Genomic DNA, 10775 nt, shown 5'->3' on the forward strand with positions numbered 1-10775 from the left:
CCGGGCGGGGGACGGGGTGGACGGATGGGCCGGGCGCCGTCTGTCGGTGGCAGTCGGTACGGTGGCCGGTGTGTCGTCCCCGTCCTCGTCCCCGTCTTCTACCTCGTCCCCGTCCGCGGGCCGCGTGCCGCTCGACGACCTCGTGCGGCTGCGCCGGGCCCGGGACCGGATGGACCGCGAGTACGCGCAGCCGCTGGACGTGCCGGCGCTGGCCCGCACCGCGCTGATGTCCTCCGGCCACTTCTCGCGCAGCTTCCGCGCCGCCTACGGCGAGACCCCGTACACCTACCTGATGACCCGCCGGATCGAGCGGGCCAAGGCGCTGCTGCGGCGCGGGGACCTGAGCGTGACCGAGGTCTGTATGGCGGTGGGCTGCACCTCGCTGGGCTCCTTCAGCACCCGCTTCACCGAGCTGGTCGGGCAGAGCCCCAGCGCCTACCGGGCCCGCGACCACGAGCAGGGCGCGGCGATCCCGGCCTGCGTCGCCAAGATCGGCACCCGCCCGGTGCGGCGCGCGGAGGCCAAGGAGGCCAAGGAGGCCAAGGGGGCGAAGGGGGCGAAGGGGAACGGGAGCGACGGCGGCCCCGGTGCTCCCGTAGCGTGACGGGCATGAGCATCGAACTCGCGCAGTGCTTCATCGCCGTCGACGACCACGACCGGGCGCTCGCCTTCTACCGCGACGTCCTCGGCTTCGAAGTGCGCAACGACGTCGGCTTCGAGGGCATGCGCTGGGTCACCGTCGGCTCGCCCGACCAGCCCGGCGTGGAGATCGTCCTGGAGCCCCCGCTGGCCGACCCGCACGCCTCCGAGGCCGACCGCCGGGCCGCCGCCGAACTCCTCGCCAAGGGCCTGCTGCGCGGCGCCATCTTCCGCACCGACGACTGCGACGCCACCTTCGAGCGCATCCGGGCGGCCGGCGCCGAGGTCCTCCAGGAGCCGATGGACCAGCCCTACGGGGTGCGCGACTGCGCCTTCCGCGACCCGTCGGGCAACATGCTGCGCTTCAACCAGCCGCGCACGGCGTAGTCGGGCGGGCGCGTGCGGCCTGGGGCTCAGGCGGTCCGGGTGGGCAGCGTGCGATCGGGCAGCGGGTAGTCGGGCAGGGCGATGTCGCCGGCCTTGGCGAACTGGGCGGCCAGCACGGGGCGCAGCGGCCAGCGGCCCATCCAGCGCATGGAGGCGGCGCGCAGGCGGATCGCCAGGGCGCTGTCCGGGGCGTAGCCGCCCAGGCCGCCGGGCGGCAGCTCCTGGGCCCGGGTGGCGTACGGGCGCATCAGCTCCTCGTAGCGGGCGAAGGCGGTACGGAAGTCGCCCGCGGCGGCGGCGAGTTCACCGGCCAGCAGGTAGGCGCCGACCAGGGCGAGGCTGGTGCCGAGGCCGGTCAGGGGGCTCGGGCTGTACCCGGCGTCGCCGAGCAGGGCGACGCGGCCGCGGCTGTAGTGGTCGAGGTGGACCTGGCCGAAGGTGTCGAAGGCGAAGTCCCCGGCGGTGCGCATCCCGGCGAGCAGCCGGTCCACCTCCCAGCCGGCGCCGGCGAAGCGCTCGGCGAGCAGGCGCCGCTGGGCGGCGGTGTCGCGGCGGTCGTACGCCGCGGGCGCGCGGCGCAGGCCGAGGGAGGCCTTGACCTCGCCGGGCAGCCGGCCGGGGCGGGCGCCGGCGACCAGGCCGCCGGGGGCGTTGTACATCAGGAACCAGCCGTCGAGCTCGCGGGCGAGGGCGGGGTCGTGGACGGTGAACCAGGCGTGGCAGCCGCCGAGCGGCCGGTAGTGGGCGCCTTCGGTGCCGTCGGTGCCGTCGGTGCCGTCGGTGCCGTCGGGGCCGTCGCCGTCGCCGGGGCGGAAGGCGAGGCGGCGGACGGCGGAGTGCAGCCCGTCCGCGCCGACGACCAGGGCGAAGCGGCGGGCGGGGGCGTTCTCGAAGGTGACGGTGACGCCCCCGGCGTCCTGGTCGAGCGCGGTGACGGTGTCGTCCCAGAGGTACTCGACGCCGTCGGTGGCCTCGCGCAGCAGGTCGGCGAGGTCGCCGCGGAGGATCTCGATCTCGGAGACGATCCCCTCGCCGTCGAACAGCCCGACGGGTATCCGGGCGGTGGCCCGCCCGCGCCGGTCGACCAGGGCGATGCCGTGCTGCTCGACGCGCAGCGCGCGGGCCCGCTCCATCAGCCCCATCCGCTCGATCACGGTGCGCCTGGCGCCGCGCAGGTCGACGGCCTGCCCGCCGGGGCGCGGACCGGCGGCGCGCTCGACGACGGTGGGGGTGATGCCGTGGCGGCGCAGCCAGTAGGCGAGGGCGGGGCCGGCGATCCCGGCGCCGGAGACGAGGACGTCGGTGCCGGGGCGGTCGGCGGCAGGGACGTCGGTGGCGGGGGCATCGGTGCCCGTCGGGTGGTCCAGGTGTTCCATGCCGCCGAATGTACGTCGTACGCGTCGGCGCCAACAAGCCTCGCCGTGGGGCTATTTGAGGAGGGTGCACTAGTGCGGTGGGGTGCTCCGGGGCAGGTCCGGCGGCGCGCGGGGGCGTTCGTGCGGGCAGACGGCCCGACGGGTGCACTAGTGCGGCACCATGGTGCGATGGAGAGCACTCGACAGACAGTCAGTTCCGGCTCGCCCCTCGAACCGCGGATCGGCTTCTCCCGCGCCGTGCGCAAGGGCAACCATGTCGCGGTCGCGGGCACCGCCCCGATCAGCGAGGAGGGCACGACGGTCGGCCAGGGCGACGTTTACGCCCAGACCGTCCGCTGCCTGGACATCGCCGAGGCCGCCCTGCGGGAGGCGGGCGCCACCCTCACGGACGTCGTACGGACCCGCGTCATGCTCACCGACATGAGCCAGTGGCGGGAGGCCGCGCGCGCCCACGGCGAGCGCTTCGCGCAGATCCGCCCGGTCACCACCTTCGTGGAGGTGTCGCGCTTCATCGACGAGCGCTGGCTGGTGGAGGTCGAGGTGGACGCGGTGATCGGCTAGCCGGCGGGGGCGGCCGGCGGGCCGGGCTGCCGGGGCCCGGCGGGCAGAGGTCGTCGGGGTAGGGGCGGTCGGGGAGGAATGAAAGGCGGGACGGGTGCTGTTGTCGCTGGTCGAGATACCCCCACCCGTATTTTTTCGGGCCTCCGGACCTCCCGGACACCCGAGAACGGAGCACCACGTGAACCGCCCCGCCGAAGCCGTACGGCCCGCCGCCCCGCCCCCCGACGCCCCCGGCAGCGGCGGCGCCCCCGAGAACGGCCGACCCGGGCCGCTCGGCCGCCTCGGGGTGTGGTCGACCCGGCACTTCAAGGCCGTCCTGGTCGGCTGGCTGATCGTCGTCATCGGCCTCGGCGCCTTCGCCCCCAAGGTCACCAGCGCGCTGTCCGGCGCCGGCTGGCAGGCCGACGGCTCCCAGTCCGTCCAGGTCCGCGAACTCGCCGAGCGGCACTTCGCCGGCAACGCCTCCTCCGCGATCCAGATCGTCGTCGCCGCCGACCGCCCCGTCACCGACCCGGCCGTCCAGAAGGTGATCACCGAGGCGCACGACCTCGCCGCCGCCGACCCGCGGGTGTCCACCGTCGTCACGCCCCAGCCCGGCGCCACCATCAGCCCCGACGGCCGCACCGCCGTCCTGCTCGCCGGCGCCGCCGCCTCGCCCGACGACATGGTCCGCGCCGCCGACGACCTCAAGGGACCGCTCGGCGCCCTGTCCACGGACGGCGTCAGCGTCCACGCCACCGGCGCCTCCGTCCTGTGGAGCGACTTCAACAAGGCCAACCACGACGCCATGATGAAGTCCGAGGTCATGTCCTGGCCGGTCACCCTCGCCATCCTGGTGCTCGCCTTCGGCTCCCTCGTCGCCGCCGGACTGCCTCTGCTGCTCACCATGGCCGGCCTCGCCGCCTCGGCCGGCTCCCTCGTCCTGATCAGCTACCTCTTCCCGGTGTCCGTCTGGGCGATGAACTTCGCCATGATGTTCGCCCTGGCCCTCGGGATCGACTACGCGCTCTTCCTCGTCATGCGCTTCCGCGCCGCCCGCCGGGCCGACGGCCGTTCCGCCGGCCGCGCCGACGAGGGAGCCGTGCGCGCCGTCGCCGAGACCATGGACACCGCCGGCAAGGCCGTCCTGCTCTCCGGCGCCACCGTCCTGGTCAGCCTCTCCGCCGTGATGCTCGTCCCCTCCCCGGCGTTCCGCTCGATGGCCGGCGGCATCATGCTCGCCGTCCTGTTCGTCCTCGCCGCCACCCTCACCCTGCTGCCCGCCGTCCTCGGCCGCCTCGGCCACCGCGTCGACGCCCTCTCCCTGCCCTGGACCAAGTCCACCCCACCCGCCTCCCCGCGCTTCGCCGCCTGGGGCGAACGCCTCTGGAAGCACCCGCTGCGCTACGGCGCCCTCGCCCTCGCCGCGCTGATCGCCCTCGCCGCCCCCGTCATCGGACTGCGCACCGCGATGCCGTCCATCACCGTCCTGCCCGAGGACGCCAGCGCCCGCGCCGGCTACACCGCCGTCCAGCAGGCCTTCGGCCCCGGCGCCCCCGGCACCCTGCAGATCCTCACCCCCACCGACCGCGCCGCCGAGGTCGCCGCCCGGGTCGCCACCACCCCCGGCATCGCCGCCGCCATGCCCGCCCAGGCCGCCGCCGACGGCTCCGGCTGGTCGATGATCCAGGCCGTGCCCACCGTCGACCCCTCCAGCCCCGACCTCTCCGGCACCGTCCACACCCTGCGCGCCGAACTGCCCGCCGACACCATGGTCGGCGGCGCCGCCGTCGAGAACCTCGACCTGCAGCACCTGCTCACCGAGAAGACCCCGCTGGTCATCGGCGTCGTCATGGCCCTCGGCTTCCTGCTGCTGCTCGCCGCCCTGCGCGCCCCGCTGATCGCCGCCCTCGGCACCGCCGCCAGCCTGCTGTCCACCGGAGCCGCCTTCGGCGTCGCCCGCCTGGTCTTCCAGGACGGCCACGGGGCCGGCCTGCTGGGCTTCACCCCGCAGGGCTTCCTGGACGGCTGGGCACCGGTGTTCTTCTTCGCGATGATCTTCGCCATCGCGATGGACTACACCGTCTTCCTCCTCGCCTCCGCCAAGGAGCACTACGAACGCACCGGCGACCCCAAGGCCGCCATGACCGGGGCCCTGGCCCACTCCGGCCGGGTCGTCTTCGCCGCCGCCGGCGTCATGGTCGCGGTGTTCTTCACCTTCGCCCTGTCCGGCCCGCTCCCGCCCAAGGAGATGGGCATCGTCCTCGGCACCGCCGTCCTCCTCGACGCCGCCCTGGTCCGCCTCGTCCTGCTCCCCGTCCTGCTGCGCCTGACCGGGCACGCCGCCTGGCACACCCCCCGCCTGCTGGACCGGGTACTGCCGCGGATCACCTTCTCGCACGGCTGACGGCCCGTCCGTCCCCGCGCGGCCCCTGCCTCCGGCGACCAGCCGGGGGCAGGGGCCGACCGTTGCGGCCACCGGGTACCCGCTTCGAGCCGCCGGTCCGGCGTCAGGTTCAGGGTGTGGGCGTGGGAGTGGGGCCGGAGGTCGGGGCGGGGGCGGTCAGGGCGTGGAGCAGGTCCTCGCCGAGGGTGAGGCCGGTGGCGGAGTGGTCGGGCAGCCCGTAGTCGCCGTACCAGTCGGCCGGGGCCTCCGGGTGCGGGCCGCTGACCGCGACCCGGCCCCGGCCGTACGGGGCGACGGCGGCGGCGGTGCGGCCGTTGGGGTAGCGGGCGAGGACGTCCGTGCCCGGGCCGTCGACGTCGAAGTACGGGCCGTCCTGGAAGTACATCCGCTGCGGGCGGCCGCGCCACAGGACGTCGACCAGGCCGTCCTGTTCGTCGGTGACGGTGGCGTCCGGGGAGCGGATGTACTCGCCGGAGTCGCCGGGCAGGAGGTCGAAGCCGGGGTCGCCGGCCAGGTAGCCGCCCATGCACAGCCCCAGGTAGCGGCCGCCGCCGCGCACGTAGGCGCGCACCAGGTCCGGGGAGAAGCCCGGTTCGCGGGCCAGCAGGTCCCACGCGGTGCCCACCTCCTGCCCGTTGGTGCCGCCCGGCTGCACGTACACCGCCGCGTCGGCCAGCGCCGCCGGGCCGAACCGCACCCGCTCCTCGGGTCCGATGAACCGCACCGCGAACCCGGCCCGCTCCAGCAGCCCCCGTGCCGCCTCCGGGCACCCGTCGCAGGCGGCCGGCCCCCGGTACACCAGCGCCGTCGGCCGCTCCTCGCCCCGTTGCGGCAGGGACCTCTCCGCCGGCTCGCCGCCGCACCCCGCCGTCACCAGCACCGCCGCCGCCACCAGTCCCAGCACCCGCCCGACCCGCACTCCCGCCACTCCTCCCGAAGGCCCCGCGCGGCCGCCCCTCGCCGTCCGCCGTGACGACGCTACGGCCCGCCGGGCGCGCACCGGGCGCGCGCCCCCCGATCGGGCGAACCCGCGCGGCCGGGGTTGACGCGTGGGGGTGCGGAGACACCGATGGCCCCCGCGCCGCCCCGAGGGCACAATGACCTGGTCCGACGGGCGGGAGGGGACCCATGGGGAAGACGGACGGCCTGCGGGGCGGGCGCGGACGGGCGGTCGGCGCGCTGCTGCTGCGCGGCCTGCTCGCCCTGCTGGGACTGGCAGTCGTGGCCTTAGGCTTCGTCCGGTTCGACGCCGCGTACGACGCCCGCGGCGCCTACCTCGACGCACCCGCCTGCGGGGCCCGGGCCGCCGGGCCGCAGGAGGACTGCCTGCGGTCGGAGAGCGGCCGGGTGACGAGGAAGTGGGCGGACCCGGGCAACGACTCGACCTCGTACGGGATCGCGGTGGCGCGGGAGAACGGGCCGAGCGACACCTATCCGGTCAGGGAGTCGTTCTACGACGCCGTGGACGTCGGCTCCGTGGTCGAGCTGAGGTTCTGGCACGGCCGGGTCGCCGACATCGCCTACCAGGGCCGCCGCACCGAGCCGCCGAGCACCCCGTGGCTCGCCATGACCGGGGTCGCGCTGCTGGTCGGCGCGGGCACGACGCTGCTGGTCCGCGGCCTGACCGGGACGTTCCAGAGCGAGGGCGACTGGCGGGTCCCGCTGGGAACCGCGATCTCACTGTTCCTCGCCACCGGGTTCGGCGGCGCGCTGATGCTGTCCCAGCACTGGCCGTGGGGCCTGGCGATGGCCGTGGCGGCGGCGGCCTGGCTGGCCGCCGCCGCCCTCGCGGTGGTGCTGGCGCTGCTCTGAGCACACCCGCCGGACGGGTGCGGTGATCAGAGGGAGGCGCTGATCGAGGTGCCGGTGTGGTTGCCGGGCACGGCGGTGAGGTCGAGGTACTCCGGGGCGGTCCAGGTGCCGTCGCCGTGACGGGAGGTCAGCAGCACCCTGTTGTCGGCGGTGGTGACGGCGAACCGGGCGTCGGTGTCGACGGGCGCGGCGCTGACGCTGGTCCCGGCGGCGCCGGCGAGGGAGTCGAACGGCCGCCAACTTCCGTTCGCGTAGCGCACGGTGTGGTACTGCCCGCCGCTCGTGACGACGGCGACATCGAGGTCCCTGTCCTGCGGGGTGACGGCGACGCCGGTCACCGGCGCGGTGGCCCCGGCGGCCCCGGCGACCGACGTCCAGGAGGACCAGGCCCCGGACGCGAAGCGACGGGTGTGGGAGACCTTCCCCCCGGACACGGCGGCGATGTGCAGCTCCCCGCCGCGGACGCCCGCGGTGGCGATCGACGTGATGCCGGTGAGCGGCCCGGTCTCGTCGGTGACCACCCCGAAGACGCTCCACCGGCCGTTCGCGGGGCGGCTGCTGTGCAGGAGCCGCCCGTTCGCCACGACGACGATGTGCAGGGCGCCGTCCACGTTGGCGATGGAGACCTGGGTGATGCCGCCGAGGTCGGCGACGGTGGTGTTGAGGTCGACGAACTTCTGGCCCCAGCCGCCGTCCAGGTTGTGGACGGCGTAGTGCAGGTGCCCGTCACCGCCGAGCGCGAGGACGTGGGTGTCGCCGTCGATGCCGACCGAGGAGACGGCGCGCACACCGCCGATGTTCCCGGCCGCCGCCTGGACGTCCTCGTACGGCGTCCACGAACCGTCGTAGAGACGGGTCGTGAGGTACAGGTCGGCGTCGCCGCGCACCAGGGCCCGGGTCTTCCAGCCCCACGCCCTGGCCCGCACCTGCTGGACCCAGCCGGAGACGTCGTCGACCCGGGCGCCGTACGCGCCGGTGCGGGTCTCGCCGGCGGGGGCGCCCAGGCAGCCGCCCTGCCAGGAGCGGGAGGCGACGGCGACCAGCTCGGCCCTGCCGCCCGTCTCGCGGACCACCGGGGCGCCGGTGTCGCCCTTGCAGACCGCCGCGCCGCCCGTGCCGGTGACGCCGATGCCCGTCGCGCCCACCGTGTCGAGCGAGAACGCGCCGGTGTGCAGCTTCAGCGGCGCCCACTCGTCCTTGGTGCGCCCGTACCCGGGCACCCGCAGCGGCTGCCCGGCGGCGGGGGCGGTGGAGGCGGCCGCGATCGGGGCGATGCCGTCGACGGGCGTCGCGAGGCGGGCCATGACCAGGTCGCGGCCCTGGTACGGCACCAGCTCGGAGACCTCGGACGTCTTGCCGCCGGAGGTGGTCAGGTCGGTGCGGCCGACGGTGGCGGTGGTCTTCCACTTCGGCGCACCGGCGGCCGGGGCCTGCGGCTGCGCCGGGTCGTCGGCGAAGCAGGAGGCCGCGGTGAGCACCCAGTTGCGGTCCACCAGGGCGCCGGTGCAGGTGCGCAGGCCGTCGCCGATCGCCAGGCGGGCGGTGTAGGCGTAGGAGCCGTCGGCGGCGGCGTCGCCGACCACGGCGCCGGCCGGCGCGCAGGTGCCCAGTACGCCGGCGGCGGTGGCCGCGGCGAGTACGCCGGTGCGCCAGGAGCGGGACGGGGTCTTGCGGGGCATGGGGATTCCTCTTCGGGTCGGTTCCGGGCCCGGGTCGCTTCCGGGTTCCGGGCTCGGGTTCTGGGCGCAGGTTCCGGGTCGTTCCCGGGGGTCAGTACGAGAAGGCCCACTTCTGGGTGGGGAGGTCGTAGAAGGTCCACTGCTGGGCGCGGGCGCCGTCGGTCGTGAGCGAGTCGTCGATCTCCAGGCACTTGCCGCTGTTGCGGTTCCTGAGGGCGTAGCCGCCGGCGGCCTTGACGAGGTCCCACTTCTGGGTGGGGAGGCTGTGGAAGGTCCACTGCTGGGCGGGGGCGCCCTCGGCCAGGAGGGAGTTCTCGATCTCCAGGGCCTTGCCGCTGTTGGCGTTGCGCACCTCCCAGGCGTCGTCGGCCCAGTGGAAGGTCCAGCGGGCGGTGGGCAGGCCGTGGCAGGTCCACTGCTGGGCGCGGGCGCCGTCGGTCAGGAGGGAGTCGTCGATCTCCAGGCACTTGCCGCTGTTGGTGTTGACGAGCGGGGTCGTCCAGTCGAGGGCGGCGGTCTGCTGGATCCAGCTCCCGAGGTCGTCGGTGCGGGTCTCGTACGCGCCGGTGTGCGTGGTCGGGGCGGCGCCGAGGCAACCGTTCTGCCAGGAGCGGCTGTTGACGGCGGCGAGTTCGTAGTGGTCGCCGACCTTGCGCAGGGCGGGGCCGCCGGTGTCGCCCTTGCAGACGGCGGCGTCCGCGGGGGCCTTGGCGGCGATGGCGAGGCCGGTCGGGTCGACGGTGCCGACGGTGAAGGCGGCGCTGTGGAGCTTGTCGGGCACCCACTCGGCCTTGGTGCGGCCGTAGCCCGTCACCAGCAGGTCCTCACCGGTGGCGGGTGCGGTGGTGGCCACGGCGAGCGGGTCGACGTCGATGACCGGGTTGACCAGGCGCAGCATGACCAGGTCGCGGTCGGCGCGGGGGACCAGGTCGACGACGTCCCGGACCTGGCCCGCCGTGGTGCCGAGGTCGGTGCGGCCGACGGTGACGGTCGTCCTGAGCGCGGGCGGGCCGGCCGGGACGGTCGTCGGCCGGGCGGGGTCGTCGGCGAAGCAGGCGGCGGCGGTGACGACCCAGAACGGATCGACGAGCGCGCCGGTGCAGGAGCGCTTGCCGTCGCCGATGTCCAGCTTGGCGGTGAAGGCGTAGGAACCGGCGGGCGCGGCGTCGCCGACCACGGCGCCGGCCGGGGTGCAGGTGCCCAGTACGCCGGCGGCGGTGGCCGCGGCCAGTACGCCGGTCCGCCAGGAGCGGGACGGGGTCTTGCGGGGCATGGGGATTCCTCTTCGGGTCAGCGGGCGACGGTCCGCCGGGCGGGGCCGCCGTGCCGGGCGTTCGCCGGGGACGGCACGAGTCGGTGCGGTCAGCCCGTCGTGGGGATCTGGCCGACGACGGACCAGCCGGACCAGGCCCCGTCGCCGGCCTTGGTGGCGTGGGCCATGACGCCGTCGGTGCCCTGGCCGAAGACCTCGGCGGTCCGGGTGTCCGGGTTGTAGACCGCGGCGGGGGAGCCGCCGAACTTCCAGCTGCCGGTCATGGTCCAGGCCGACCAGCCGGTGGCGCGGCTCCACGTCGCCCGGTAGATGGAGGCGTCGGTGCCGGTGGCGAACAGGTCGAGGGTGTTGGCGAGCGGGTTGTGGAGGATGGCGGGGGTGCCGGCGAACTTCCAGTCGCTGGGGCCGATCACGTACCAGCCGGACCAGCCCTCGCCGTTGGTGTTGTAGAGGTGGGCCATGGTGCCGTCGGTGGTCAGGGCGAAGACCTCGGCGGTCCTGGTGTCGGGGTTGTAGACGGTGGTGGGGACGCCGCGGAACTTCCAGGTGCCGGTCATGATCCACGGTGTCCAGCCGCCGGCCCGGTTCCACGTCGCCCGGTAGATGGACCCGTCGGTGCCGGTGGCGAACACGTCGAGGGTGTTGGTGACCGGGTTGTGGAC

Annotated in this window: 9 protein-coding genes and 1 pseudogene; 5 read left to right on the top strand and 5 right to left on the bottom strand. The window is 75.2% G+C overall.

The features are described 5' to 3' along the window. Positions 1 to 124 precede the first annotated feature (124 nt). Together ACFVXH_RS07070 and ACFVXH_RS07075 are read left to right on the top strand one after the other, a co-directional pair. Positions 125 to 604 (top strand): helix-turn-helix transcriptional regulator, encoded by a 480-nt coding sequence (locus ACFVXH_RS07070; protein ID WP_380741798.1) that lies wholly within the window; start codon positions 125 to 127, stop codon positions 602 to 604. A gap of 5 nt (positions 605 to 609) precedes the next feature. Beyond that, entirely contained in the window at positions 610 to 1026 is a 417-nt protein-coding gene (locus tag ACFVXH_RS07075; RefSeq protein WP_387820994.1) for a VOC family protein, read from the top strand. Positions 1027 to 1052: 26 nt separating this feature from the next. Here ACFVXH_RS07075 and ACFVXH_RS07080 read toward each other — a convergent pair whose 3' ends face one another. Further along, a complete protein-coding gene (locus tag ACFVXH_RS07080; protein ID WP_387820997.1) occupies positions 1053 to 2402 on the bottom strand; it encodes an FAD-dependent monooxygenase in 1350 nt (449 codons plus the stop codon). 168 nt (positions 2403 to 2570) lie between these two features. Between ACFVXH_RS07080 and ACFVXH_RS07085 the strand changes: the two genes are divergently transcribed. Continuing rightward, the gene (locus ACFVXH_RS07085) at positions 2571 to 2963 is read left to right on the top strand and encodes a RidA family protein (RefSeq protein ID WP_049654170.1); all 393 of its coding nucleotides are present in this window, start codon (positions 2571 to 2573) and stop codon (positions 2961 to 2963) included. 178 nt (positions 2964 to 3141) lie between these two features. After that, positions 3142 to 5349 (top strand): MMPL family transporter, encoded by a 2208-nt coding sequence (locus ACFVXH_RS07090; protein ID WP_387821000.1) that lies wholly within the window; start codon positions 3142 to 3144, stop codon positions 5347 to 5349. A gap of 109 nt (positions 5350 to 5458) precedes the next feature. Here ACFVXH_RS07090 and ACFVXH_RS07095 read toward each other — a convergent pair whose 3' ends face one another. After that, complete coding sequence (locus ACFVXH_RS07095; protein WP_387821003.1) at positions 5459 to 6268, bottom strand: hypothetical protein; 810 nt, start codon at positions 6266 to 6268, stop codon at positions 5459 to 5461. A gap of 209 nt (positions 6269 to 6477) precedes the next feature. Here ACFVXH_RS07095 and ACFVXH_RS07100 point away from each other — a divergent pair, with 209 nt between their 5' ends. Next, positions 6478 to 7161 (top strand): hypothetical protein, encoded by a 684-nt coding sequence (locus ACFVXH_RS07100; protein ID WP_387821006.1) that lies wholly within the window; start codon positions 6478 to 6480, stop codon positions 7159 to 7161. Between the two features lie 26 nt (positions 7162 to 7187). Here ACFVXH_RS07100 and ACFVXH_RS07105 read toward each other — a convergent pair whose 3' ends face one another. The 3 genes and pseudogenes from ACFVXH_RS07105 to ACFVXH_RS07115 form a co-directional block, all read right to left on the bottom strand. Continuing rightward, positions 7188 to 8840, bottom strand: a complete 1653-nt coding sequence (locus tag ACFVXH_RS07105; protein WP_387821009.1) for a trypsin-like serine protease — start codon at positions 8838 to 8840, stop codon at positions 7188 to 7190. Between the two features lie 91 nt (positions 8841 to 8931). Further along, positions 8932 to 10113: an RICIN domain-containing protein gene (locus ACFVXH_RS07110; protein ID WP_387821012.1), complete on the bottom strand. Its 1182-nt coding sequence runs from the start codon at positions 10111 to 10113 to the stop codon at positions 8932 to 8934. Between the two features lie 89 nt (positions 10114 to 10202). Continuing rightward, positions 10203 to 10775, bottom strand: a pseudogene (locus ACFVXH_RS07115) (hypothetical protein); the annotation flags it as partial.

Origin of the sequence: Kitasatospora sp. NPDC058184, assembly GCF_042883725.1 — a bacterium.
Classification (GTDB): Bacteria; Actinomycetota; Actinomycetes; order Streptomycetales; family Streptomycetaceae; genus Kitasatospora.

What these genes read in the sequence shown, in the direction of transcription:
- ACFVXH_RS07075 (WP_387820994.1), top strand. Translation starts at nt 610, where the DNA reads ATGAGCATCGAACTCGCGCAGTGCTTCATCGCCGTCGACGACCACGAC.
- ACFVXH_RS07080 (WP_387820997.1), bottom strand. Translation starts at nt 2,402, where the DNA reads ATGGAACACCTGGACCACCCGACGGGCACCGATGCCCCCGCCACCGAC.
- ACFVXH_RS07085 (WP_049654170.1), top strand. Translation starts at nt 2,571, where the DNA reads ATGGAGAGCACTCGACAGACAGTCAGTTCCGGCTCGCCCCTCGAACCG.
- ACFVXH_RS07100 (WP_387821006.1), top strand. Translation starts at nt 6,478, where the DNA reads ATGGGGAAGACGGACGGCCTGCGGGGCGGGCGCGGACGGGCGGTCGGC.
- ACFVXH_RS07105 (WP_387821009.1), bottom strand. Translation starts at nt 8,840, where the DNA reads ATGCCCCGCAAGACCCCGTCCCGCTCCTGGCGCACCGGCGTACTCGCC.
- ACFVXH_RS07110 (WP_387821012.1), bottom strand. Translation starts at nt 10,113, where the DNA reads ATGCCCCGCAAGACCCCGTCCCGCTCCTGGCGGACCGGCGTACTGGCC.